This window comes from Actinomycetospora atypica (genome assembly GCF_042653685.1).
Classification (GTDB): Bacteria; Actinomycetota; Actinomycetes; order Mycobacteriales; family Pseudonocardiaceae; genus Actinomycetospora; species Actinomycetospora atypica.
Genome location: NZ_JBHSIV010000059.1, coordinates 1 through 23,715 on the forward strand (window position 1 = coordinate 1; position 23,715 = coordinate 23,715).

Genomic DNA, 23,715 nt, shown 5'->3' on the forward strand with positions numbered 1-23,715 from the left:
GGCCGCGCGGCGCGCGACGGTGGTCCGCCGCGCCGGGCGGCGGCCGGCCTCCCCGGTGCGGCCCGCGCGGCCGGGCTCCTCGACCCCGCCGGAGGCGAGCCAGGAGCGCAGGGCCGCCAGGTCGAGGTCGTCGAGCGTCGTGCCCCGGCCACCGGTCGTCCGCGGCCCACCGGTCGTCGGGCGCCGGGTGGCCGCCCGCCCGACGAGGTGGCGCAGCGCCGCGGTGACGTCGGAGGTGTAGGCCCGCACGGTGTGCTCGGAGAGCCCGCGCTCGTAGCGCAGGTGGCGGACGAAGTCGGTCACCGCGGCCGCCAGCGCCGTCGGCAGGCCCTCGTCGTCGCCGTCGGGAAGATCCCTGGTCGTCGCCGTGCGTGACGACCCGGCCGGGTCGGATCCGCCCTCGACGGGGGGCCCGACGGCGTCGTCCGGGCAGGGCTCGTCGCCCTGCGCCGACGCGCTGCGGAGTGGGAATCTGCCGGTCATCGGCACCGAGACTCCGGTCCGGCGGAGGGATCGTCAAGCTTCGCCACACCCGTGTCGGTGACCGTCCGTGGCGAGCGGGCAACGGTCGCACTCGTCGCGCTCTGCAACCGCTCGTCGCACAGAGCGGTCGTCAGGCGGCCCGCCACCCCCTCGACCCGTCACCGTCGACGAGGCCCGCCGCGAGGAGCTCCTCGAGGGCCGCGTCGACCGCCCGCGGCGGGACCCCCGAGTCGCGCGCGAGCACCCCCGGACCCTGCGGGGTGTGGGTGCGCAGGGCCCCGTGCACGCGGACCGCGGCGGTCGAGAGCCCGTCGAACGGGGTCGTCGGGCGGGGCGGCCCGTCGGCGGCCTCCCCGGTGTCGCCGCCGACCGGCCCGAGGTCGGCGAGGACGTGCGCGACCGAGCCGACCACCGTCGACCATCCGTCGCGGGCCAGCACGTGGTTGCCCACCGACATCGCCGAGGTGACCGGGCCCGGCACCACCAGCACCGGGCGCCCCAGCGCCCGCGCGGCCGACGCCGTGCGGGCCGCCCCGCTGCGCGCCCCCGCCTCGACGAGCAGCGTGCCCGTCGCGAGGGCCGCGATGATCCGGTTGCGGACGAGGAACCGGTGCCGCGCCGGCACCGCGCCCACCGGGTACTCGCTCACCACGAGCCCGCGGGCGGCGATCTCCTCGAGCAGCCGGCCGTGGGCCGCGGGGTAGGCCCGCTCGACCCCGCAGGCCAGCACGGCCACCGTCGTGCCCCCGGCCGCCAGGCAGCCCCGGTGGGCCTCGCCGTCGATCCCCAGCGCCGCCCCGGACACCACCGCGAGCCCGTGGTCGGCGAACGACGCCGCCCAGTCGCGCGCGACCCACTTCCCGTAGCCAGTGGCAGCCCGCGAGCCGACCATCGCGACGCCGCGCCGCGCGGCGGTGACCTGCCCGGCCAGCGGCACGGGCCCGCGGACCCAGAGGCCCAGCGGGGCCGCCCACTCCCCCGACCCCTCGGCCGCGTCGAAGCCGACCATCGCCGCGAGCGGCCAGTCGTCGTCCTCCGGGACGACCAGGCGCCCGCCCAGCGCCCGGACGGCCGCGAGGTCGTCGGCCGCGCGGTCGAGCTCGCGCCGGCTCCCCACCTCGGCGCCCACGTGCGGCCCCAGGTCGACCCCGCTGCGCAGCCGCTCGGCGGCCTCCACCGCGCCCAGCAGCCGCACGAGGTGACCCAGGCGCGGGGCGGGCGGCTCGGCCACCCGCATCAGGTAGGCCCGGGCGAGCAGGACCTCCTCGGCGACGGCGCTCACGTCGCCGCCTCCCGGTACCGGAGCTCCAGCGCCGCGTGCACGTCGGCGGCCTCGGGCCGCTCGCCCCCGCGCAGGTCGCACAGCGTCCACGCCACCCGCAGGCAGCGGTCGAGCCCGCGGGCGGTGAGCAGCCCGATCCGCAGCAGCCCGTCGAGCTCCTCGGTGGACTCGCGGGGGATCGGCAGGATCCGGCGCATCGCCGGGCCCGGCACCTCGGCGTTGCTGCGCCACCCCATCGCCGCCCAGCGGTCCCGGGCCCTCCGTCGCGCCGCCAGCACCCGCGCGCGGACGGTCGCGGTGTCCTCGAGCAGCTCGTCCTCGCCGCGGGAGAGCGAGGTGAGCGGCTCGAGGGCGATGTGCAGGTCGACCCGGTCGAGCATCGGACCGGACAGCCGGCTCTCGTAGCGGCGCCGGACGGTGCCGGGGCAGGTGCAGTCGGTGTCCCGGGCCGACGCGCACGGACACGGGTTGGCCGCCATCACCAGCTGGAAGCGGGCCGGGTAGCGGACCACGCCGTCCTTGCGGGCCAGCCGCACCTCGCCCTCCTCCAGCGGCGTGCGCAGACCGTCGAGCAGGTGCGGGCCGAACTCGTAGACCTCGTCGAGGAAGAGGACCCCCCGGTGGGCCAGCGACACCGCGCCGGGCCGGGCGAGCCCGGAACCGCCGCCGACGAGCGCGGCCGCGGACACGCCGTGGTGGGGCGCGACGAAGGGCGGGGTGACGGTCAGGTCGCCGTCGGGCAGCAGCGCCCCGGCGAGCGAGCGGACGGCGGCCACCTCCATCGCCTCGTCGACCGACAGGTCGGGCAGCAGCCCGGTCAGGCGGCGGGCGATCATCGTCTTGCCCGAGCCGGGCGGCCCGACGAAGAACATGTGGTGGCCCCCGGCCGCCGCCACCTCCGCCGCCCTGCGGGCCCGCTCCTGGCCCACCACCTCGACGAGGTCCTCCTGCAAAGGAGGCCGCGCCGGGTCGCGGCGCCGGGCCGGGCGGGCCAGCCGGGCGTCCCCCCGGAGCCAGGCCAGGACGTCGGAGAGGTGCGCGGCCCCGAACAGCTCGAGGCCGTCGACCATCGAGGCCTCGTCGAGGCAGTCCTCGGGGACGACGACCCGCCGCATCCCGGCCCGCCGCGCGGCCATGACGCACGGCAGGATGCCGCGCACCTCCCGGACCCGGCCGTCGAGGGCCAGCTCGCCCAGCAGCACCAGACCCTCGAGCGCGCTCGGCCGCAGCTGCCGGTGGGCGGCGAGGACGCCGCAGGCCAGCGCGACGTCGTAGCTCGACCCCTGCTTCGGCAGCGTCGCCGGCGACAGCGCGAGGGTGATCTTGCGGGAGGGCCAGGACTCCCCGGAGTTCACGACCGCGGCCCGCACCCGGTCGCGGGCCTCGGCGAGCGCGGCGTCGGGCAGGCCGACCAGCGACAGGCCGGGCAGTCCGGGCCCCAGGTCGGCCTCGATCTCGACGAGGTCGCCGTCCACCCCGTGCAGGCCGATCGACCACGCGCGGGCGAGCCCCATCAGAAGGCCCCCTCGTAGTGCTCGAGACGCGGGGCCTCGCCGGGGACCAGCAGGATCGACACCACGTCGAACCGCACCTCGCACCAGCGGGCCCGCGACTCGGCGAGCCACTGGTGGGCCAGGCGCCGGATACGGGCCGCCTTCGCGCGGGTCACCGCCTCGACCGGGCGCCCGTACCCCGTGCCCGAGCGCGTCTTGACCTCGCAGACCACGAGCCGGTCGCCGTCGGTGGCGACGACGTCGAGCTCGCCCTCCCGCCGCCGCCAGTTGCGCGCGAGCACCACGAGCCCGCGCGCCGTGAGGTGCTCGACGGCGAGGTCCTCTCCCGCCCGCCCGAGCTCGTCCTTCGCCGCCGTGTCCGCCACGCCTGCCTCCCGAGGTCGTCGTGACGACCACGGTGACGATCACCGGCCCGGGAGCGCGAACTCCGCTCCCGGGCCTGGGGACAACCCGACGGACGGGCCCGGGGTGGGGACGGGCGACTGCTCCGTCCGCCTGCGACCCCGGGCGGAAGACGGCGTGTCAGCCGCCGAACGGACCGTCCTCGAGGCGCAGGTCGGGCTTGTCGAGCTCCTCGACGTTGACGTCCTTGAAGGTCACGACGCGGACGTTCTTCACGAAGCGCGCAGGCCGGTACATGTCCCAGACCCAGGCGTCGGACATCCGCACCTCGAAGTAGACCTCGCCGTCGGCGTTGCGGACGGCGACGTCGACGGTGTTCGCCAGGTAGAAGCGACGCTCGGTCTCCACGACGTAGGAGAACTGGCTCACGATGTCGCGGTACTCGCGGTAGAGCGACAGCTCCATGTCGGTCTCGTACTTCTCGAGATCCTCCGCGCTCATGATCCCTCTCCCCCCTCCGCGTCCGGCTCGTCGCAGTCGACGACCTCGTCATTGTGGCCCACCGACCCCGCGATGTCGGTGACCACCGACCTGCCCCGGGAGTGTGCCGTCCGGTCCCCCACGAGGCGAGCCGCGCCGGCGACGTTCACGAAGCTGTAGCGGTGGTCGGGGCTGGGGCCGTGCTCGGCGAGCGCCGCCGTGTGGGTCGGCGTGCAGTAGCCCTTGTGCACGTCGAAGCCGTACTCCGGGCGGCGCTCGTGCAGCTCCGCCATCAGCGCGTCCCGGGTGGTCTTCGCGAGGATCGACGCGGCGGCCACGCACGCGGCGGCGAGGTCGCCCTTCGGGACGGCGAGGCTCGGCACCCCGAAGCCGGTGACGGGGAAGCCGTCGGTCAGCACGTAACCCGGGCGGACCCCGAGCCGCGCGACCGCGCGCCGCATCCCGTCGATGTTCGCCGCGTGCACGCCACGGCGGTCGACCTCCTCGGGGTCGACCAGCACGACGCACTGGTCGAGCGCGCGACGCCGCACGATCACCGCGAGCCGGTCCCGCTCGGCCGCGCTCAGCAGCTTGGAGTCGGTGAGCCCGTCGAAGTGCTTCGCGTCGCCCGGGCGCAGGATGCACGCCGCGACGGCGAGCGGCCCCGCGCACGCTCCGCGACCCGCCTCGTCGACCCCGACGACGGGCCCGAGGCCGTGGCGCTCGAGGGCGGACTGCAGCGCCCAGGCCTCGCTGGAGCGACGGATGATCGCCCGCGGCGGCTGCACGCCGGTGCGCGGCGGCAGGGGCTTGCGGACACGACGGGGCGGACGTCCCCCGGCGGGTGACCCCGTGGTCCGGGAGGGCCCGTCACCGCCGCGGCGGGGACGGGCGGTCGTCACTGCGGAGGAGCTCCGCGACGACCGGCGGGGCCGGGTTCGGGCGGGCCGGTCCCGGTGGTCGGGACGAGCGCGTGGCGCAGTCGGCGCCCGCCCCACACGACGGGCACCGCGAGCAGCGCGCCGGCCACGGCCGGGACACCGCTGGGGAGTCCCTGCTCGGGTCCGAGCGCGGTGGCGGTGGCCTGCGGGTCGATCGCCGGCACCGTGCGCCAGCGCGTCACCGGCAGGACGACCACGCGGACCTTGCCGATGACGTCGTCGAGCGGGACGGGGCCGTGGAAGCGGGCGTCGGCCGAGTTGTTGCGGTTGTCGCCCATCACCCAGAGCTGGCCCTCGGGCACCCGCACGGGGTCGAACGTGGCCTGCTGGTCGCCCAGGCCCGACTGGTAGTAGAGGTACGGCTCGGTCAGCGGCTTCCCGTCGACCAGCACGCGGTTGGAGGCGTCGCAGCACGCGATCGTCTGCCCGCCCACCGCGATGACCCGCTTGACGAAGTCCTTCTCGTTCGGCGCGGCGAGCCCGACGAGCGACAGCGCGTCCTGGAACCCGCGGACGATCGGGTTGCCCGACGGCTGCGTGTCCCCGACCTCCTCGTTGTCGAGCCACGCCGGCGGGCCCTTGAACACGACGACGTCGCCGGGCGACGGGTCGCCGAACCGGTAGCTCACCTTGTCGACGGCGACGCGGTCGTTCGCGCAGCCGGTGCAGCCGTGCAGCGTCTGCTCCATCGACGCCGACGGGATGACGTAGATGCGGGCGACGAACGTCTGGATCACGAAGGTCAGGACGATCGCCACGACGACGAGCAGCGGCAGCTCGCGCCAGAACGAGCCCTTGCGCTTCTTCTTGCCGTCCTTGCCCTTGTCGTCCCGGCCCGGGCCGTCCTTGCCCTTGCCGTCCTGGCCGCGCGAGCGCCGTCCGGGGCCCGAGGAGGCGCCGGCGTCGTCGTCGCGCCCGGGACCGGCGGTGGCGAGGCCCCGGCGGTGCTTGCCGGTGTCCGGGCCGAGCCCGGTGGTCTCGGTGACGTCGGAGCCGTCGGAGCCGTCCGAGGTGCTGTCGGACCCGGCGCCGCCGCCGGACTTCGCGGGGGGCGGGATGCCGCCGGCGAGCAGCGGGACGTCGGCCTGGGGCCCGGAGGTCGCCGGCCCGGACGCAGCTGGCTCGGGGGCCGGGCGCTCGGCCGCGGCCTCGGCGGGCTGGACGGCGGTGGGGGCGCCCTGGCCGGTCCCCTGGCCCGCGGGTCCGAAGGCTCCCCGGCCGTCGGTGCCCCGGCCGTCGGACGGCGGGCCGTAGGAACCCTGGCCGGTCGACGGCTGGCCGTAGGAGCCCTGGCCGTAGGGACCCTGGCCGCTCGGGGCCTGGCCGGAGGAGCCCGGGCCGGTCGCGGTCGGCCCGAAGGAGCCGTGCCCGTTCGTGCCCTGGCCGTTCGTGCCCTGCCCGTTCGCGGGCCCATGGCCGTTCGGGCCGTGCCCGTTCGCGGGTCGGCCGTACGGTCCCTGGCCCGCGCCGGGACGACCGCCGAACGGGCCGGACGCCTGCGGACCCGGACCGCCCGCGGAGGGCTGGGGGCCGGTGCCGTACGCCGGCTGCCCGCCGGTGTGGCCGTTGGTGCCCGGGTACGACCGGTCGGTGGGACCCGGCACCCCGCGCGGCGGCGAGGGGTACCCGCCACGACCCGGGGGCGGCGGAGTGGGCGAGCCAGAGCTCGCCTGGCCGTAGGGCGGGGAGAGCGGTACCTGGCCGAACGACGGACCCGTCGGGGGCCGGCCGTCGGCGCCGAAGCGCGACTCGGGGACGCCGTCGGCGAAGCCGTCGCGGGGCGGGCCGGAGGGCAGGGCCGTGGCCGGGGGCCAGGCCGGTGCCGGCCGACCGCCGGGGAGGTCGTCGCGACGGCCGGTCGCGACGCCCAAGCGGTCCTCGTACCCGGCCGCACCGCGGTCGTCGTAGCGGGCCCCGTCGTCCGGGGCGCCGTGGCGGCCCACCGGGCGCACCCGGTCGGCCGTCACGTCGCCGTACGGGTCGTCGACCTGGTCGGCCTCGCCCGGGCCTCCCCACCGCGGGTCGGGCCCGCCGTGACGGGGCGCTCGGTAGCGGCGACCGGGCTCGTCGGTAGGAGGCACGGGCTAGAGGCTAGGAGACGGCGACGCGGCTCAGCGCGCGGACGTCGTCTCGCGCTTCTCGCGGATCTTCGCGGCCTTGCCGCGGAGCTCCCGGAGGTAGTACAGCTTCGCCCGACGGACGTCACCGCGGGTGACGACGTCGATGTGGTCGATGGTGGGAGTGTGCACGGGGAACGTGCGCTCCACCCCGACGCCGAAGGAAATCTTACGGACGGTGAACGTCTCGCGGAATCCGGCTCCGTGGCGGCGGATCACGACGCCCTGGAAGACCTGTACACGAGAGCGTGAACCCTCGATGACCTTGACGTGCACCTTGACGGTGTCGCCCGGACGGAATTCCGGGATGTCGGAGCGCAGCGAGCGCGCGTCGAGCTCGTCCAGGGCGTTCATGGTCTGTCGTCCTCGCCTGTCTCGGGTCGGTCCTCGCCCGCGCGGCACCGTCGCGGACGGACGGGCGCTGGACGGGGCGACCGGATGGGTGTCGTCCCTGCCGTGGGGGAACTCCGTGGAGAGGGGCTCGCGCCCCGCGGCAACTCCCCCAGTCTGCCAGACGGCTCAGTCCGTCCCGGTAGCCGGGTTCTGCGGCTCGGCGGGGACGTCGGGGTCGTGGCCGGCCGCGGCGAGCACCGCGCGGTCCCGGCGGTCCAGGGCGTCGTCGGGAAGGCGCGCGAGCAGGTCGGGCCGGACGGCCGCCGTGCGCTCCAGGGAGCGGTCGCGCCGCCAGCGGGCGATCGCCCCGTGGTCGCCCGAGCGGAGCACCGCCGGGACCTCCAGGCCGCGCCACGACTCGGGACGGGTGTAGGCGGGCGCCTCGAGCAGGCCGTCGGAGAAGGAGTCGAGCTCGGCCGAAGCGGGGTTGCCGAGCACGCCGGGCACGAGCCGCGACACCGCCTCCACGAGCACGAGCGCCGCGACCTCGCCGCCCGCGAGCACGTAGTCGCCGAGCGAGAACTCCTCGACCGGGCCATGGCGCCGCGCGTCGGCGGTCACCCGGCCGTCGATCCCCTCGTAGCGCCCGCACGCGATCGTCAGCCGGGTGCCCTGCGCCCACGTGGCGACCCGGGCCTGGGTCAGCGGCGCCCCGGCGGGCGTCGGGACCAGCAGCACCCCGGCATCGTCGGGAACCTCCGCCCGCACCGCGTCGAGGGCCTCCCCCCAGACCGTGGGCGTCATGACCATGCCCGGGCCGCCGCCGTACGGGGAGTCGTCCACCGCCTGGTGCACGCCCGTGGCCCAGGAGCGGAGGTCGTGGACGTGCAGGTCGATCAGGCCGGCGCGGCGGGCCCGTCCGACGATGGCGTCGTCGAGCGGCGCGAGGTAGCCGGGGAAGATCGTGACGACGTCGATACGCACGGAGTCCGATTGTGCCGCCGGGCAGGAAGGGCGGCGGAGCCGGACCACGGACACGGGAGCACGGGATGTTCTGGACGACGGGTCTCGCGAACCAGGCGGAGGTCCTCCTGCCGCTGCTGCTCGCGCTGGTGCTGTGCACCGGCATCGGGATCGAGCGGGAGCTCGCCGCGAAGAGTGCGGGGCTGCGGACGCACGCGCTGGTGGGCGTCGGGTCGGCGGCCTTCATGCTCGTGTCCAAGTACGGGTTCGACGACCTGCTGCTGGTCGACGACGTCTCCCTGGACCCGTCCCGGGTCGCCGCCCAGATCGTGTCGGGCATCGGGTTCGTCGGCGGCGGGCTGATCTTCGTGCGCCGCGACGCGGTGCGGGGCCTGACGACCGCGGCGACGGTGTGGGTGACGGCCGCGGTCGGGATGGCGTGCGGGGCGGGTCTGCCGCTGCTGGCCGTCGGGGGCACCGCGGTGCACTACCTGGTCACCCGCGGGTTCCGGCCCCTCGCGCGGGCCCTGTCGCGGTCCTCCAGCGCACCGCGCCCGGTGCACGTCACCTACGCCGACGGCCGCGGCGTACTGCGCTCGGTGCTCACCGAGTGCACCGAGCGGGGATTCGCGGTGGCGGGCATGACGGTCGACCGCGAGGACACCGAGAGCGGTACGGCCGCGGTGACCCTGTCGCTGCTCGGGCGCATCCCGCTGCACCCGTTGACGAGCGAGCTGGCCGAGATCCCGGGGGTGCGCAGCGTCCGGCTGCCCGAGGAGGAGGAACCGGCCGACTGACCGCGGGTCACTCGGGGTCGAGCAGCCCCTCGGGCGGGTCGAGCACCACGCGGCCGCCGGCGAGGTCGACGGTGGGGACGATCGCCCGGACGAAGGGGACGAGCAGCTCGTCGTCGGTGCCCGCGACGACGAGGGTCTCCCCGCCGGCGCCGTGCTGCACGGACGTGACGGTGCCGATCACGGTGCCGTCCTCGAGCTCCACCCGCAGCCCCTCGAGCTGGTGGTCGTGGAACTCGTCGGGGTCGTCGATCTCGGCGTCGGTGGGTGCCGCGGTGAGGACCGCGCGGCGCATGCCCTCGGCCGCGTCGCGGTCGGCGACCTCCTCGGCCGTGACGAGGAGGCGCCCGGAGTGCCAGCGGGCGGCGACGATCGTCAGCGTGCCGCCGGAGTTCGTGCGCAGCACCACGCCGGGCGCAAAGCGCTCGTCGGCGTTGTCGGTGCTGGGGTCGACGACGAGCTCCCCACGGAGCCCGTGCGCCTTGACGACCCGTCCGACCACACGCAGGTCGGACGGGTCGGTCTCGGTCGTCATGTCAGCGGTCGGTGTCGACGACGTCGACCCGGACCCCGCGACCACCCACGCCGCCGATCACGGTGCGCAGGGCGGTGGCGGTGCGTCCGCCGCGTCCGATGACCTTGCCCAGGTCGTCGGGGTGCACGCGGACCTCGAGGGTGCGTCCGCGGCGGTTGGTGACGAGGTCGACCGCGACCTCGTCAGGATGCGAGACGATGCCCCGCACCAGGTGCTCGAGGGCCTCGGCGAGATCACTCACCGTCGACTCACTCGGCGCTGCCGCTGACCTTGGCCAGCTCCTCGTTGAAGCGGGCCTGCTTGTCGGCCTTCTCGGGCTTCGTCTTCAGGCGACCCTCGGCACCGGGGAGGCCCTTGAACTTCTGCCAGTCGCCGGTGACCTTGAGGAGGCTGTGCACGGGCTCGGTGGGGATGGCACCCACGCCGAGCCAGTACTGCGCGCGCTCCGAGTTGATCTTGATGGTGCTCGGCTCGTCCTTCGGGTGGTACTCGCCGATCGTCTCGATGACACGCCCGTCGCGACGGTTGCGAGCATCGGCGATCACCACGCGATAGTGGGGCTCGCGGATCTTGCCCATGCGGGCGAGCTTGATCTTGACGGCCACGGGTCCGGTGTACTCCTCGTTCGCGTACTGCTTCGTACTCGGCGTCCCCGGCCGGTGTGGGGTCTCACCACCGGCCGTGCACCGCAGGTCCGAGGTCACGGCCCAGGGAGAGGGTGGCCATGACGCAACTCCCCGATTGTGCCAGAGCCCTGCGCCGGAGCCGGTCACCGGGTGAGGGCCGCGGCCACCGCCCGCGCGTTCGCGACGGCCTCCGGGGTGTCGCCGTGCAGGCACAGCGAGTCGGCGGCCACCGCGACCTCCGTGCCGTCCACCGCGACGACCACCCCGTCGCGGGCGAGCCGGACGGCCCGCTCGACGACGGCGTCGGTGTCCGGCAGGAGCGCGCCCGGCTCCGAGCGCGGCACGAGCGTCCCCTCGGGGGTGTAGCCCCGGTCGGCGAACGCCTCCGCGATGGTCACGAGCCCGGCGTCGGCGGCCAGGGCGAGCAGGCGCCCGCCGGGCAGGCCCATGACGGGCAGGTCGCCCGCGGCCCGCGCCGCGTCGACGACCGCGCCGGCCTGCGCCTCGTGGTGCACCACGGTGTTATAGAGCGCCCCGTGCGGCTTGACGTAGGCCACCTCGGTGCCGGCGGCCTGCGCGAAGGCCCGCAGCGCCCCGATCTGGTAGAGGATCTCCGCGCTCAGCGTCTCCGGGTCGACGTCGAGGAACCGCCGCCCGAAGCCCGCGAGGTCGCGGTAGGAGACCTGCGCGCCGATGCGCACGCCCCGCTCGGCGGCCCGGGCGCAGACCCGCCGCATCGTCGGGGCGTCCCCGGCGTGGAAGCCGCAGGCGACGTTGGCCGAGGTCACGACGTCGAGCAGGGCGTCGTCGTCGGTCAGCGTCCACTGGCCGAACCCCTCGGCGAGGTCGGCGTTGAGGTCCAGCACCCGACGCCCCGTCGTCCCCGGCTCCGTCATCCCAGGCTCCGGCCCCGGCGCAGCACCGCGACCGGGCGCCGCAGGACCGTCAGGTCGGCCCGGGGGTCGTCGGGCACCACCACCACGTCGGCCGGGGCCCCCGGCTCGAGGTCCGACCGGTTCAGCCACCGCCGCGCCGCGCTCGACGCCGCCGCGAGGGCCCGCGCGGGCCCCAGCCCCACGTCGGCGAGCGCGGCGATCTCGTCGACGATCCGCCCGTGGACGATGCCCCCGCCGGCGTCGGTGCCCGCGTACACCGGGATCCCCGCGTCGATCGCGTCGCCGATCGTCCGGCGGGCCCGCGTGTAGAGGGCCCGCATGTGCGTGCCGTAGGCCGGGAACTTCTCCCCCGCCGCGTCGGCGAAGCCCGGGAAGTTCTCCACGTTGATCAGGGTGGGGACGAGCGCGGTGCCGCGGGCGGCCATCATCGCGATCGTCTCGTCGGTGAGCCCGGTGCCGTGCTCGATGCAGTCGATGCCCGCCCCGATCAGCCCCGGCAGGGCGCGCTCGCCGAACACGTGGGCGGTGACCCGGGCCCCGTGCGCGTGCGCGGCGTCCATGGCCGCGGTCAGCACGTCGTCGGGCCAGAGCGGAGCGAGGTCGCCCTCGTCGCGGTCGATCCAGTCGCCGACCAGCTTCACCCACGGGTTGTGCCGCGCCTGCTCGCCGACGAGGCGCGGCAGCTCCGCCGGGTCTTCGACGTCGATCGGCAGGCCCCGGATGTAGCGCTTCGGCCGCGCGATGTGCCGGCCGGCCCGCACGATCTCGGGCATCGCCGGGTCGTCGTCGAGGGGCCGGGTGTCGATGGGCGACCCGCAGTCGCGGACGAGCAGCGCCCCGGCCGCGGCGTCGGTGTGGCCCTGGGCCCGGGCCTCCTCCAGCTCGACGGGGCCGTCGGGACCGATCCCCACATGGCAGTGGGCGTCGACGAGGCCGGGGAGGATCCAGCCGTCGATCCGGACGGCGCCGGCGATCGGCTCGTGGCCGAGGAGACCGTCGGCGGTCACCCACAGGTCGCGGGGCTCGTCGTCGCCGCTGCCGTCGAGGACCGGTCCGTGCAGATGGAGGGGCACGGCGGGGAAGCCTAGGAGACGCAGCGGCGGTTGGTCAGGCCGTCCGCGGGGTCGCGCTACGGTCGGGCGTGTGATCGACGAGCCGCCGCGGTCCGCCCTGGTCGCGACGGTCCGGGCGGCCCTGGCCGAGCAGGCGCCCGACGACCTGGTGGTCGTCACGGGCGCGGCGGTCCGGTTCCCGGACGGGCTCTCCCGGACGCCGGACGTGCTCGTCGCCCGCGGCGGGTCCCGGCCCTGGTACCCGCCCGACGACGTCCTGCTGGCCGTCGAGGTCGAGCCGACCACGGAGGACCGGTCGACGACGCCCGCGATCTACGGCGAGCACGGGGTCCCGTCGGTCTGGCGCGTCACCCCGCAGCCGCCGACGATCCGCGTGTTCGCGCTGCGCGACGGCGCCCACCACCAGGTCGCGGCGTCGGCGCACGTCCTCGCGCACGCGCCGTTCCCGCTGGAGGTCGCCCTGCCGGCCCGGACGTGAGCGAGCGGCCCTCCCGCTGCCTCTAGGCGCGCGGGAGTGCCGTTCGCTCCACGAGGAGCCCTACTTGCGGCGCTTCTTCTTGTTGCCCTTGGGAGCACCGCCGCCCCCGGACTTCGTGCCCGGGAAGCTCAGGGCCGAGGGGTCGAAGCCCTCCGGGAGATCGCTGAGCCCGGCGAGGCCGGGCGGGAGCTGGTTGAGCCCGGGGGTGTCGTAGGAGCCGACCGCACGCTGCTGCGCCCCGGTGGAGCTCTCGGCCGCGATGCCCGCGATCGCCGGCATCGTCTTCGGGCCGCGCTGCGGCTTGCCGCCGCCCTTGCGGGCGTTGCGGGCCGCCTTGCGGGCGGCGCCGCGGCCGGCGGAGCCCGGCAGGCCGAACTGGCCGGCCATCTTCGTCATCATCTTGCGGGCGTCGAAGAAGCGCTCGACCAGCTGGTTGACGTCGGTGACCCCGACGCCGGAGCCGTTCGCGATCCGCAGCCGGCGCGACCCGTTGATGATCTTCGGGTCGGCACGCTCGGCCGGGGTCATGCCGCGGATGATCGCCTGCACCCGGTCGAGGTGCTTCTCGTCGACGCCCGCGAGCTGGTCCTTCATGTTCGCCGCGCCCGGCAGCATGCCGAGGATGTTGGCGATCGGGCCCATCTTCCGCACGGCCTGCATCTGCTCGAGGAAGTCCTCGAGCGTGAAGTCGCCGTCGGACATCTTCTGCGCGGCGGCCTCGGCCTGGCCGGCCTCGAACGCCGACTCGGCCTGCTCGATGAGCGAGAGCACGTCGCCCATGCCGAGGATGCGGGAGGCCATCCGGTCGGGGTGGAAGACGTCGAACTCGTCGAGCCCCTCGCCGTTGGAGGCGAAGAGGATCGGCTGGCCGGTGACCTCGCGGACCGAGAGCGCCGCACCACCGCGGGCGTCGCCGTCGAGCTTCGTCAGGACGACGCCGTTGAAGCCGACGCCGTCGCGGAACGCCTCGGCGGTGTTCACCGCGTCCTGGCCGACCATCGCGTCGAGGACGAACAGCGTCTCGTCGGGATTGACGGCGTCGCGGATGTCCGCGGCCTGGCGCATGAGCTCCTCGTCGACACCGAGACGGCCGGCGGTGTCGACGACGAGGACGTCGTACTGGCGGGCCTTGGCGTCGGCGATCGCGCGGCGGGCGACGTCGACCGGGTCGCCGACGCCGTTGCCGGGCTCGGGGGCGAACACCTCGACCTCGGCGCGCTGCCCGACGATCTGGAGCTGGGTGACGGCGTTCGGGCGCTGCAGGTCGCAGGCCGCGAGCATCGGGGTGTGGCCCTGGTTCTTGAGCCAGCGGGCCAGCTTGCCGGCGAGCGTCGTCTTACCGGAGCCCTGGAGGCCGGCGAGCATGATCACGGTCGGCGGGTTCTTCGCGAACCGCAGCCGGCGGGTCTCGCCGCCGAGGATCGCGACGAGCTCGTCGTTGACGATCTTGACGACCTGCTGGGCCGGGTTGAGCGCCTCGGAGACCTCCGCGCCCTTGGCGCGCTCCTTGACCTTCTTGACGAAGTCGCGGACCACGGGCAGCGCGACGTCGGCCTCGAGCAGCGCGATGCGGATCTCGCGGCAGGTGGTGTCGATGTCGGTCTCGGAGAGCCGTCCCTTGCCACGCAGGTCCGACAGGACCGAGGTGAGACGGTCGGACAGGGTGTCGAACACGGCGGGCGTACTCCCCCAGCAGGTGATGTCAGCGAGTCACCAGCCTAACCGGCGGGGCCGGGACGTCGTCGGGCACGCCGCCCGCCCCCTCACCGACCGGCCTCGGCCTCGACGAGGTCCGCCGCCCGAGCCGCCCCGCCCGCAGCACGGAGCTCGTCGGCCGACTCGGCCGATCGGGCCCCGGTGGCGGCGGTGTCGAGCGCGTCCGCGGAGGGACCGCGTCCGGCCCGACCTGTCCTCACTCCTCGTGCAGGAGCCCGTCGAGCATCCGCCGGAGCGGGCGTCGTCACCGGCGAGCGACGCCCGGGACGCGGCGACGTTCTCCGCGGGGTCCATGGCGCGCCAGCGCAGCTCGTACCCGGCCTCGCGGGCGAGCTGCGCGACGAACGCCCGCAGCGTCCGCCCGTTCCCGTCCCGGAACGGGTGCAGGGCGTTGAGGTTCCCGACGAGGTCCGTGAGCCGGGCCAGCTCGTCGGCGTCGCCGATCCCGAGCCGGTTCCGCAGGATCCCGGTCCGCGGGTCGAGGTACGGATCAGTCACGCCGATAGGGCTCGAGCGCCTGCGCGACCGCCTCCTCGGGACTCATGTGTCCTCCGGCGACCGCCTCGAGCCGGGCGAGCCCCTCGGCGCTCGGCTCCAGCCCTTCGGCCCGCACCGAGGCGACCGCCTCCTCCACCGCGATACGTCGGGGCACGGGCCTCCGCGGTGTCGCTCCGCGCAGCTCGTCGTACTGCTCCACCGACATGAGCACCACCTCCGCGCGCCGATGCGAACCGATGAAGACCGGACCCTCGTCCCGCACTCGGCGGATGGTCTCGGCCAGTCCGGCCCGGAACTCGCGCACGCTCAGGACCTCGGCTCGCTCCACGGGTCGAGCGTACACGAATGTGTACACGTCTCTCCTGCGCTCGCGCTCCTACGCGACGGGCTCCGGCGCGGTCGCCGCCATGACCGCCGCCTCGATGGCCCGGCGGCGGGTGGGGTCGAGCGGGACGGTGCGGCCGGTCCCCGGGCTGGCGTGCGCGGAGTCGTCGCCGTCGGGCGAGGCCTCGAGGCAGAACGCGTCGATCACCGAAGAGCCCAGCGTCGACACCCGGGCCCACCGCACGTCGACGGCCTGCCGCTCGAGCGCCGCCGCGACCCGGTAGAGCAGGCCGATGCGGTCGGCGGTCCGCAGCTCGAGCACCACCGCACCGGTGGCCTCGTCGTCGAACCACAGCACGCGGCTCGGCGAGGGCGTGGTCGGCGCGTCCTTCGTCCGGTAGTCGCGCTCCTTGGAGGCGAGGCGCGCCGGCAGGTCGAGCGAGCCCTGGAGCACCCGGACGAGGTCCTCGCGCAGCAGGGCCGCGTCGGGCAGCCGGCCGAAGCGGGGCGAGACCGTGAAGCTGTCGACGGCGACCCCGTCGTGCTCCACGAGCACGGCGGCGTGGACCTGCAGCGAGTGCAGGGCCAGCACCCCGGCGGCGCGGCTGAGCAGGCCGGGCCGGTCGGGAGCGGCGACGGTCATCGTCACCGTGGTCAGCTCCTCGGCGGCCTCGACCGAGACCTCGGGGCGCCCCGAGGTGGCGACGGTGCGGGCGAGGGCGAGGCGGTCGTCGGACAGCGGCTCCGGCCCGGGGACCGGGTCGCCCGCCATCACCACGCGGCAGCGCCGGACCAGGTCGCCGAGCAGCGTGGCCCGCCAGGGGGTCCAGACGCCGGGCCCGGTGCCCAGCGCGTCGGCCTCGGCGAGGGCGTGCAGGAGCTCGAGCAGCACGGGGTCGCCGTCGAGGGTGTCGACGACGCGCTGCACGGTCGCCGGGTCCTCGGGGTCGCGGCGCTGCGCGGTGTGCGGCAGCAGCAGGTGGTGGCGGACCATCGCCGAGAGGGTGTCGACGTCGGCCGGCCACAGGCCGAGGCGCCGCCCGATGTGGCGGGCGAGCTCGGCGCCGACCACCGAGTGGTCGTCGTCGCGGCCCTTGCCGATGTCGTGGACGAGGGCGCCGATCAGCAGCAGGTCGGGGCGCGACACGCGGGTGGTGAGCTCGGAGGCCCGGCGGGTGACCTCGACGAGGTGGCGGTCGACGGTCCAGACGTGGGAGCGGTCGCGCGGGGGCAGGTCGCGCACGGCGCCCCACTCCGGGAACAGCCGGCCCCACAGCCCGGTGCGGTCGAGGGCCTCGACGACGTCGACCATGCCGGTCCCCGCGCCGAGCAGAGCCAGGAGCTCGGTGCGCGCGGCGCGGGGCCAGGGTTCGCGCAGCTCGGGTGCCGCGTCGGCGAGGCGGAGCAGCGTGCCGGCGGCGATCGGCAGCCCCGTGCGCGCGGCGACTGCAGCGAGGCGCAGCACCAGCGCCGGGTCGCGGCTGACCTGGGCCTCGCGGGCGAGGGCGATCTCGCCGGCGTGCTCGACGACGCCCTCGTCGAGACCCCGGCGCGCGGGCGCGCGGCGCAGGGCGGCCAGACCCCGGCGGGGCAACGCGGCGCGGGCCGAGCGCAGCGCCACGTCGGTGGCGTAGACGACGGTGCGGGCGGCGCCGGAGAGCGAGCGGGCGAGGTCGTAGCGGTCGGCGACACCGAGGTCGGGCACGCCGGCGAGCTCGTGGGCGTCCTCGGCCTGCAGCACGTCGCGGGCGCGGCCCGCCCGGCGGTGCAGCTCGGTCCGCAGGTCGAGCATGAGGCCGCGGGCGGAACGGACGTCGACGGCGGGCCGGTCGACGAGCTGGGCGGCGGAGAGGGCGTCGAGGAGCTGGACGTCGCGCAGTCCGCCGCGGCCGTTCTTGAGATCGGGCTCCACGCGGTGGGCGACCTCGCCGGAGCGTTCCCAGCGGGCCCGCGAGGTCTCGACGAGATCGTCGAACCGGTTGCGGATCCCGGCGCGCCAGGCCTGGCGGGCCGAGGTGGAGAGGCGCTCGGCGAGCTCGGCGTCGCCGGCGATGAGCCGGACCTCGAGCAGCCCGAGGGCCACCCGCAGGTCCTCGGTGGCCATGCCCACGGCCTCGCCGACGGTCCGGACCGAGTGGTCGAGGCCGATCCCGGCGTCCCAGAGGGGGTACCAGAGCGCGTCGGCGATGCGGGCGATCTCGCCGGCGGAGCTCCCGCGGCCGCGCCCGGTGCCGTCGTGGACCAGGACGAGGTCGAGGTCGGACCAGGGGGCCAGCTCGCGGCGGCCGAGCGCCCCGACCGCCACCAGGGCGGTGCCGGTCCCGGGGCCCACGCCGACGGCGGCGGCGCGGGTGGCGAGCCAGAAGTCGTGCAGTTCGACGAGCGCCTCGCGCAGCGCCGACGGCCCGAGGCGGCGTGCCCCGGGCGGGGGTGAGAGCAGGGCCGTGCGGGCCCGGACCAGGTCGACCGCCGCGCCCTCGTCGGACTCCCCGGAGACCCGCAGCGGCGTGGACTCCCCCGCCGCTCCGTCGGCGCCCGACCCGAGTGCGACCATGCCTCGTCCTTCCACCCCTGCTCGCCTGGTGCGGGGCCCGTCGTCGGACCCCGAGCGGTCGCGCGCGACCGGCGGCGCCGGGCCCGTCGTCCGTTCCTGGACGAGGGACCCGGCGCCGCCGGCCGCGAGGACCTCGAGCTAGAGGGCGTCCGCCCCGCGCTCGCCGGTGCGCACACGCACCACCGTCTCGATCGGGGTCACCCAGACCTTGCCGTCACCGATCTTGCCGGTGCGGGCGGTCTCGGCGATCGCGTCGAGGACCTTCTCCGCGGTGGAGTCGTCGGTGACGACCTCGATGCGGACCTTCGGCACGAAGTCCACGGAGTACTCCGCGCCGCGGTAGACCTCGGTGTGGCCCTTCTGGCGGCCGTAGCCCTGGACCTCGCTGACGGTCATGCCGAGGACGCCGAGCTGCTCCAGCGCCCCCTTCACGTCCTCCAGCACGAACGGCTTGATGATCGCGGTCACCATCTTCATCGCGGAGCACCCTCCCTGGGGGTCGCGGCCTGCGCGGACCCGGTAGCGCCGGCGCCGAGGAGCGAGTGGTTGCCCCCGCCGCTCAGCCCGGAGTAGTCGTACCCGGACTCCGCGTGCTGCGACTCGTCGATGCCCGTGGACTCGTCCTCGGCGCTGACGCGGAACCCGATGGTCACCTTGATGACCAGGGCGATGATCGCAGTCACGACGAAGGAGTAGGCAAGAACCGCGAAGGCCGCCACCGCCTGGATACCCAGCTGCCCGAGGCCACCGCCGTAGAGCAGACCGTCGGCGGACGCCTCGTTGAGCGAGGTGGTGCCGAAGACGCCGATCAGCAGCGTGCCGATCAGACCGCCGACGAGGTGCACCGCGACGACGTCGAGCGAGTCGTCGAAGCCGAGGCGGAACTTGATCGAGACGCAGAGGGCGCAGACCGCGCCGGCGATGACGCCGATCGCGAGGGCGCCGACCGGGTTCACGTAGGCACAGGCCGGGGTGATCGCGACGAGGCCAGCGACGGCACCCGAGGCGGCACCCAGCGTGGTGGGCTTGCCGTCACGAATCTGCTCGACGACCAGCCAGCCGATGACCGCGGCGGCCGTGGCCAGCGTGGTCGTCGTGAAGGCGATCGCGGCGTTCTGGTTCGCACCCAGCGACGAGCCGGCGTTGAAGCCGTACCAGCCGAACCACAGCAGGCTGGCGCCGAGGAGCACGAACGGCAGCGAGTGCGGACGCCCCGGGTCGCGCGGCCAGCCACGGCGCTTGCCGAGCACGAGCGCCAGGGCGAGGCCCGCGGCACCGGCGTTGATGTGGACCGCGGTCCCGCCGGCGAAGTCGAGGGCACCGAGCGAGTTGGCGATCCAGCCGCCGGTCTCGGCGGTGGAGCCGTCGAAGGAGAACACCCAGTGGGCGACGGGGAAGTAGACGATCGTCGACCAGAGGACGACGAAGATGCCCCAGCTCCAGAACTTCGTCCGCTCCGGCACGGCCCCCGAGATCAGGGCCGGCGTGATGATCGCGAACATCAGCTGGAACATCGCGAAGGCGAGGATCGGGATCTTGTCGGGGTCGGTCCCGATCGGGTCGGTCGGCAGGCCGCCCAGGCCGACGTACTCGAAGCCGCCGAGCAGGCCGCCCCCGAGGTCGTTGCCGAAGGCGAGCGAGAAGCCGTAGAGGCACCACAGCACCGACACGATGGCCAGGCACATGAAGTTCATCATGAGCATGTTCAGGACGCTTCTCGAGCGGACCATGCCGCCGTAGAAGAACGCGAGCCCTGGGGTCATGAGCATCACCAGGGCAGCGCTGGTGAGTACCCATGCGGTACTTCCGGCATTCAACACGGTCGTTCGTCCCTCCTGCAGTTCACCGACTCCGTGGCGGTCACTGGGAGGAAAGGATGCTGAGGTCGTGTTTCGGGCGGCGTCCGACGATGTTTCTCCGCAGTTAACACGGGGTCGATCGGTGTGACCATCGTGTTGCCGAAGCGGACAAGCAGGTCCGGCGTGTGCCGGGTCACGCGAACCCGGTGACGGTGCGTGATCCGCACGGGGTGATGATCACGCACCGTGTCACCCGTTCGGCCCGGCGTCAGCGCAGGAGCGCGTCCACGAAGGCACCCGGCTCGAAGGGGGCGAGGTCGTCGGGCCCCTCGCCGAGGCCCACCAGCTTCACCGGGACCCCGAGCTCGCGCTGCACCTGGAAGACGATGCCGCCCTTGGCGGTGCCGTCGAGCTTCGTCAGGACCACGCCCGTCACGTCGACGACCTCGCCGAACACGCGGGCCTGCGTCAGCCCGTTCTGGCCGGTGGTGGCGTCGAGGACGAGCAGCACCTCGTCGACCTCCGCCTGGCGCGACACCACCCGCTTGACCTTGCCCAGCTCGTCCATCAGGCCGGTCTTGGTGTGCAGCCGGCCCGCGGTGTCGAGCAGGACGGCGTCGACGCCCGCCTCGGTGCCCCGCTTGACGGCGTCGAAGGCCACGCTCGCCGGGTCGGCGCCCTCGGCGCCGCGCACCACCCGGGCGCCGGCGCGCTCGCCCCAGGTCTGCAGCTGCTCGGCCGCGGCCGCGCGGAACGTGTCGGCGGCGCCGAGGACGATCTCGAGGCCGCCCCCGACGAGGACGCGGGCCAGCTTGCCGGTGGTCGTGGTCTTGCCGGTGCCGTTGACCCCCACGACGAGGACCACCGCGGGCCGCCCGTCGTGCGCGAGGGCGCGAACCGAGCGCTCCATGTCGGGCCCGAGCGACTCGACCAGCACCTCGCGCAGCAGCTCCCGCACCTCGTCGGAGGTGCGCACGCCGCGCGTGACGATCCGGTCCCGCAGCTTCCCGACGACCTCCCGGGTCGTCGCCGAGCCGAGGTCGGCCATGAGGAGCTGGTCCTCGACCTCCTCCCAGGAGTCCTCGTCGAGGTCCCCGGCGCCGAGCAGGCCCAGCAGTCCGGTGCCCAGGGTCGAGCGGCTCCGGCCGAGCCGACCACGCAGCCGCTCGAGCCGGCCCTCCGGCGACGCGATGGGCTCGCTGGGGGCGGCGGGCGCGTCCGAGGCAGGGGCGGGCTCGACGGGGGCGGTCGGCGCGGGGGTGGCGGGCGCCGGGGTGGGGGCGGGCGCCGTCGGCGCCACGGGTGCGACCGACTCGACGGGCGCCATGGGCTCGACCGGGGACACCGGCTCCACCGGGGCGACGGGCTTGGCCGGGGCGACGGGCTCGACCGGCGGGGCGGTGGGGGCGGCCGGCGCGACGGTGTCGGCGGGCTCGGCCCTGGTCGGCGTCTCGGTGGTCGGGGTCTCGGTGGTCGGCGCTGCCGTCGTCGGCGTCTCGGTGGTCGGCGCTGCCGTGGTCGGCGGCGTGTCCGTGGTCGGTGCCTCGGCCGGGGCGGGCTCGGCGGACGGGGCCTCGACCAGGTCGCTGGGGGCGGTCTCCGCCGGGCGGACCGGCGTGGCACCGGTCGGGCGGGGCGCCTCCTCCGCCGGGCGGGTCGGCGCCTCACTGGCGGGAGGGGTCGGGGCCTTCTCCGCCGGACGCGTCGGCGCGGGCGGCGCCTCGGGCCCCGAGGGCCCGGCGGACGGCGGCGTCCCGACCGTCGGCGGGGTCGGGCCCACCTCGGGCCGGTCCTTCGTCGCGGCTCCGGACCCGGATCCGGCCGAGAACGAGAACCCGCCGCCGGCGGCGTAGGTCCCCTTGGTGGGGCGGCGCTCGGCCTCCTCGGTCTCCTCCCGCAGCGAGATCCGTCGCCGTCGGGCGATGACGAGCCCGATGATGAGGGCCAGCAGCAGGATCACCACGACGACCGCGATGACGATCCCGGTCAGCACCCCCGGGGAGAGCCCGGGTGCGGGCGCCTGGGCGAGGAGGTCCGGGATCGGGTCGGGGACGGTCAGCGACGAACTCACGGCCCCATCCTCTCAGCCGAGGACGGGGACGAGGACGGCCGACGCCCGCACCCCGAGACCGAGCGGCACACCGGGCAGGTCCGGCGTGCCTCGGACCTGCCCACGTGCTGCTGGTCATGGCCCGGGGCCCGGGCGGCCGATCAGGTCAGGAGCGAGAGCCCGGCGACCACGCCGACGCCGAGGAGGACCACGAGGAGCAGGAGCGCGGCGAAGAGCGCGGCCATCCCGCGGGTGGGCTGGGGCACGGGGCCGAGCGCACCGGCGACGACCGGCAGGACCGGGGCGCGGTAGAAGACGTCGACGGTGTGCCCGGCGGCGACCGGCACCGCGTCGACCACCCGTCCCCATCCGTCGCCGCGGTCGACCGCGATCTCGACCCGGTGGCGCCCCGGCGGCAGCGCGACGTCGGTCCGGCCCCACGGCAGCTGCAGCGGCAGGTCGTCGACGAGGACCGTGACGTGGCAGCCGGCGAGGTGCGGGGACAGCGCGCTGTGGGAGACGTCCACGGCGAGGTGCCCGACGGCGACCTCGACGGGGTGCGAGGGTGCGCACCGGCGCGTCCCGCGGGCCGGGGTGGAGCGCTGGAGGGCGACGTAGCGCTGGGGCTGGAGCACCGTCATCAGTTCCACCCTCCCCGGGAGCTCCTGCTCCCCCGACCGATGTCGCTAGACGCTAGGCCGGGCGGAGGCCCGGTGGGATGCCCCGGACGCGTCGTTCGTCGATCACGGACGCATGACGTTGCGGTCACGCAGCGCTACTCTAGCCGCAACACAGCGTCACGACACGGGCGAGGGGTCCGCCTCCGCGAGTGGCCCGGGCGCCTGGGCACCGCGGAGCCGCTGGGACACCACCGCCGTGATGCCGTCGCCGCGCATGCTGACGCCGTAGAGCGCGTCGGCGATCTCCATCGTCGGCTTCTGGTGGGTGATGATCACCAGCTGGGACGACCGCCGGAGGTCGTCGAGCAGCCCGATGAGCCGGCGGAGGTTCGCGTCGTCGAGCGCCGCCTCCACCTCGTCCATCACGTAGAACGGCGACGGGCGGGCCCGGAAGATCGCGACGAGCATGGCGACGGCGGTCAGCGACTTCTCCCCGCCGGAGAGCAGGGAGAGCCGCTTGACCTTCTTGCCCGGCGGGCGGGCCTCGACCTCCACGCCGGTGGTGAGCAGGTCGTCGGGGTCGGTGAGCACGAGGCGCCCGTCGCCCCCGGGGAAGAGCACCGGGAAGACCACCTCGAACTCGCGGGCGACGTCGGCGAAGGCCTCCGCGAAGACGTCCAGGATGCGCTGGTCGACGTCGGCGACCACGGAGAGCAGGTCGCGCTTCGACGCCCGCACGTCCTCGAGCTGGGTGGAGAGGAACCGGTAGCGCTCCTCGAGGGCCGCGTACTCCTCGAGGGCGAGCGGGTTGACCTTGCCGAGGGTGCCCAGCTCCTTCTCCGCGCGGGTGGCCCGGCGCTGCTGGTCGGCCCGGTCGTACGCCAGGGGCGGGGGCATCGAGACCTGCTCGCCCCGCTCCCGGGCGGCGGTGACCTCGGCGACCTCCGCCTCACTGGGCGGGATGCCCACCCCCGGCCCGTACTCGCGCACGAGGTCGTCGAGCCCGACGCCGAAGCGCTCGACGACCGACTCCTCGAGCTGCGCGAGCCGCGTGCGCTGCTCGGCCCGCAGCACCTCGTCGCGGTGCACCGTGTCGGTCAGCCGCTCGAGGGTCTGCTGCAGCCCGCGCGTGCGCTCGCGCACGGCGTCGAGCTCGGCCGCGCGGGCGCGGCGGGCGGCGGCGAGCGCGTCGCGGGCGGCGGTCGCGGCGGCGAGCGAGACCGCGATGCGCTCCACCCCGAGCTGCCCGTGCTCGAGGATCTCGGCGAGGGCGGCGGCGGCGCGGGCCCGGTCGCGG

At 75.4% G+C, this 23,715-nt stretch carries 24 protein-coding genes and 1 pseudogene; 2 read left to right on the plus strand and 23 right to left on the minus strand.

All coding sequences use genetic code 11. The features are described 5' to 3' along the window. The 9 genes from ACFPBZ_RS28275 to trmD all read right to left on the minus strand — a co-directional run. Window positions 1–483: site-specific integrase (locus ACFPBZ_RS28275; RefSeq protein ID WP_378039451.1), on the minus strand; the 483-nt coding region annotated here is incomplete at its 3' end. A 130-nt stretch (window positions 484–613) separates the two neighbouring features. Beyond that, window positions 614–1,765, minus strand: a complete 1,152-nt coding sequence (gene dprA, locus ACFPBZ_RS28280; protein WP_378039452.1) for a DNA-processing protein DprA — start codon at window positions 1,763–1,765, stop codon at window positions 614–616. Then, complete coding sequence (locus ACFPBZ_RS28285) at window positions 1,762–3,279, minus strand: YifB family Mg chelatase-like AAA ATPase (protein ID WP_378039453.1); 1,518 nt, start codon at window positions 3,277–3,279, stop codon at window positions 1,762–1,764. Before ACFPBZ_RS28285 ends, dprA begins: the two co-directional genes overlap by 4 nt. After that, on the minus strand, window positions 3,279–3,644 hold the full coding sequence (locus ACFPBZ_RS28290) for a YraN family protein (RefSeq protein ID WP_378039454.1): 366 nt from the start codon (window positions 3,642–3,644) through the stop codon (window positions 3,279–3,281). The genes ACFPBZ_RS28285 and ACFPBZ_RS28290 overlap by 1 nt, the downstream gene beginning before the upstream one ends. Window positions 3,645–3,801: 157 nt before the next feature. Beyond that, window positions 3,802–4,122 (minus strand): DUF2469 domain-containing protein, encoded by a 321-nt coding sequence (locus tag ACFPBZ_RS28295; protein WP_378039455.1) that lies wholly within the window; start codon window positions 4,120–4,122, stop codon window positions 3,802–3,804. Next, window positions 4,119–4,889: a ribonuclease HII gene (locus tag ACFPBZ_RS28300; RefSeq protein WP_378039473.1), complete on the minus strand. Its 771-nt coding sequence runs from the start codon at window positions 4,887–4,889 to the stop codon at window positions 4,119–4,121. The genes ACFPBZ_RS28295 and ACFPBZ_RS28300 overlap by 4 nt, the downstream gene beginning before the upstream one ends. Before the next feature lie 110 nt (window positions 4,890–4,999). Next, window positions 5,000–7,123, minus strand: coding sequence for a signal peptidase I (gene lepB / locus ACFPBZ_RS28305; protein WP_378039456.1), 2,124 nt, complete (start codon window positions 7,121–7,123; stop codon window positions 5,000–5,002). Between the two features lie 30 nt (window positions 7,124–7,153). Next, entirely contained in the window at window positions 7,154–7,513 is a 360-nt protein-coding gene (gene rplS, locus ACFPBZ_RS28310; RefSeq protein ID WP_378039457.1) for a 50S ribosomal protein L19, read from the minus strand. Window positions 7,514–7,678: 165 nt separating this feature from the next. Then, window positions 7,679–8,476: a tRNA (guanosine(37)-N1)-methyltransferase TrmD gene (gene trmD / locus ACFPBZ_RS28315; RefSeq protein WP_378039458.1), complete on the minus strand. Its 798-nt coding sequence runs from the start codon at window positions 8,474–8,476 to the stop codon at window positions 7,679–7,681. Window positions 8,477–8,541: 65 nt separating this feature from the next. Here trmD and ACFPBZ_RS28320 point away from each other — a divergent pair, with 65 nt between their 5' ends. Beyond that, window positions 8,542–9,252, plus strand: coding sequence for an MgtC/SapB family protein (locus tag ACFPBZ_RS28320; RefSeq protein WP_378039459.1), 711 nt, complete (start codon window positions 8,542–8,544; stop codon window positions 9,250–9,252). A 7-nt stretch (window positions 9,253–9,259) separates the two neighbouring features. Here ACFPBZ_RS28320 and rimM read toward each other — a convergent pair whose 3' ends face one another. From rimM to ACFPBZ_RS28345, 5 genes and pseudogenes are all read right to left on the minus strand, one after another. Further along, window positions 9,260–9,784 (minus strand): ribosome maturation factor RimM, encoded by a 525-nt coding sequence (rimM, locus tag ACFPBZ_RS28325; RefSeq protein ID WP_378039460.1) that lies wholly within the window; start codon window positions 9,782–9,784, stop codon window positions 9,260–9,262. A 1-nt stretch (window position 9,785) separates the two neighbouring features. After that, complete coding sequence (locus tag ACFPBZ_RS28330) at window positions 9,786–10,025, minus strand: RNA-binding protein (RefSeq protein WP_378039461.1); 240 nt, start codon at window positions 10,023–10,025, stop codon at window positions 9,786–9,788. Window positions 10,026–10,056: 31 nt separating this feature from the next. After that, window positions 10,057–10,389: pseudogene (gene rpsP, locus ACFPBZ_RS28335) on the minus strand (30S ribosomal protein S16); the annotation flags it as partial. 164 nt (window positions 10,390–10,553) lie between these two features. Continuing rightward, a complete protein-coding gene (locus ACFPBZ_RS28340) occupies window positions 10,554–11,306 on the minus strand; it encodes a 5-oxoprolinase subunit PxpA (protein ID WP_378039462.1) in 753 nt (250 codons plus the stop codon). After that, window positions 11,303–12,379: an amidohydrolase family protein gene (locus ACFPBZ_RS28345; RefSeq protein WP_378039463.1), complete on the minus strand. Its 1,077-nt coding sequence runs from the start codon at window positions 12,377–12,379 to the stop codon at window positions 11,303–11,305. Before ACFPBZ_RS28345 ends, ACFPBZ_RS28340 begins: the two co-directional genes overlap by 4 nt. Before the next feature lie 70 nt (window positions 12,380–12,449). On the opposite strand from ACFPBZ_RS28345, the gene ACFPBZ_RS28350 reads away from it, so the two are divergent. After that, entirely contained in the window at window positions 12,450–12,857 is a 408-nt protein-coding gene (locus ACFPBZ_RS28350) for a Uma2 family endonuclease (RefSeq protein WP_378039464.1), read from the plus strand. 60 nt (window positions 12,858–12,917) lie between these two features. Here the strand turns inward: ACFPBZ_RS28350 and ffh are convergent, their stop codons facing one another. The 9 genes from ffh to ACFPBZ_RS28395 all read right to left on the minus strand — a co-directional run. After that, window positions 12,918–14,531, minus strand: a complete 1,614-nt coding sequence (gene ffh, locus ACFPBZ_RS28355; RefSeq protein ID WP_378039465.1) for a signal recognition particle protein — start codon at window positions 14,529–14,531, stop codon at window positions 12,918–12,920. Window positions 14,532–14,567: 36 nt separating this feature from the next. Then, on the minus strand, window positions 14,568–15,071 hold the full coding sequence (locus ACFPBZ_RS28360; protein ID WP_378039466.1) for a Fic family protein: 504 nt from the start codon (window positions 15,069–15,071) through the stop codon (window positions 14,568–14,570). Next, window positions 15,064–15,399 carry a type II toxin-antitoxin system prevent-host-death family antitoxin gene (locus tag ACFPBZ_RS28365; RefSeq protein ID WP_378039467.1) on the minus strand — a complete coding sequence of 112 codons (336 nt, stop codon included), beginning with the start codon at window positions 15,397–15,399 and terminating at the stop codon, window positions 15,064–15,066. Before ACFPBZ_RS28365 ends, ACFPBZ_RS28360 begins: the two co-directional genes overlap by 8 nt. Window positions 15,400–15,447: 48 nt before the next feature. Beyond that, the gene (locus ACFPBZ_RS28370) at window positions 15,448–17,949 is read right to left on the minus strand and encodes a [protein-PII] uridylyltransferase (protein WP_378039468.1); all 2,502 of its coding nucleotides are present in this window, start codon (window positions 17,947–17,949) and stop codon (window positions 15,448–15,450) included. A 138-nt stretch (window positions 17,950–18,087) separates the two neighbouring features. After that, the gene (locus ACFPBZ_RS28375; protein WP_179794233.1) at window positions 18,088–18,426 is read right to left on the minus strand and encodes a P-II family nitrogen regulator; all 339 of its coding nucleotides are present in this window, start codon (window positions 18,424–18,426) and stop codon (window positions 18,088–18,090) included. After that, on the minus strand, window positions 18,423–19,769 hold the full coding sequence (locus ACFPBZ_RS28380; protein WP_378039469.1) for an ammonium transporter: 1,347 nt from the start codon (window positions 19,767–19,769) through the stop codon (window positions 18,423–18,425). Before ACFPBZ_RS28380 ends, ACFPBZ_RS28375 begins: the two co-directional genes overlap by 4 nt. 247 nt (window positions 19,770–20,016) lie before the next feature. Further along, on the minus strand, window positions 20,017–21,819 hold the full coding sequence (gene ftsY, locus ACFPBZ_RS28385) for a signal recognition particle-docking protein FtsY (protein WP_378039470.1): 1,803 nt from the start codon (window positions 21,817–21,819) through the stop codon (window positions 20,017–20,019). A 140-nt stretch (window positions 21,820–21,959) separates the two neighbouring features. After that, window positions 21,960–22,439 (minus strand): hypothetical protein, encoded by a 480-nt coding sequence (locus ACFPBZ_RS28390; protein ID WP_378039471.1) that lies wholly within the window; start codon window positions 22,437–22,439, stop codon window positions 21,960–21,962. A 156-nt stretch (window positions 22,440–22,595) separates the two neighbouring features. Then, window positions 22,596–23,715, minus strand: a 1,120-nt coding sequence (locus tag ACFPBZ_RS28395) for an AAA family ATPase (RefSeq protein ID WP_378039472.1), incomplete at its 5' end; no start/stop codon positions are given.

Coding starts and splice junctions, on each gene's coding strand:
- ACFPBZ_RS28285 (WP_378039453.1), bottom strand. CDS start 3,279: ATGGGGCTCGCCCGCGCGTGGTCGATCGGCCTGCACGGGGTGGACGGC.
- ACFPBZ_RS28295 (WP_378039455.1), bottom strand. CDS start 4,122: ATGAGCGCGGAGGATCTCGAGAAGTACGAGACCGACATGGAGCTGTCG.
- rplS (WP_378039457.1), bottom strand. CDS start 7,513: ATGAACGCCCTGGACGAGCTCGACGCGCGCTCGCTGCGCTCCGACATC.
- ACFPBZ_RS28320 (WP_378039459.1), top strand. CDS start 8,542: ATGTTCTGGACGACGGGTCTCGCGAACCAGGCGGAGGTCCTCCTGCCG.
- rimM (WP_378039460.1), bottom strand. CDS start 9,784: ATGACGACCGAGACCGACCCGTCCGACCTGCGTGTGGTCGGACGGGTC.
- ACFPBZ_RS28340 (WP_378039462.1), bottom strand. CDS start 11,306: ATGACGGAGCCGGGGACGACGGGGCGTCGGGTGCTGGACCTCAACGCC.
- ACFPBZ_RS28370 (WP_378039468.1), bottom strand. CDS start 17,949: ATGGTCGCACTCGGGTCGGGCGCCGACGGAGCGGCGGGGGAGTCCACG.
- ACFPBZ_RS28375 (WP_179794233.1), bottom strand. CDS start 18,426: ATGAAGATGGTGACCGCGATCATCAAGCCGTTCGTGCTGGAGGACGTG.
- ACFPBZ_RS28390 (WP_378039471.1), bottom strand. CDS start 22,439: ATGACGGTGCTCCAGCCCCAGCGCTACGTCGCCCTCCAGCGCTCCACC.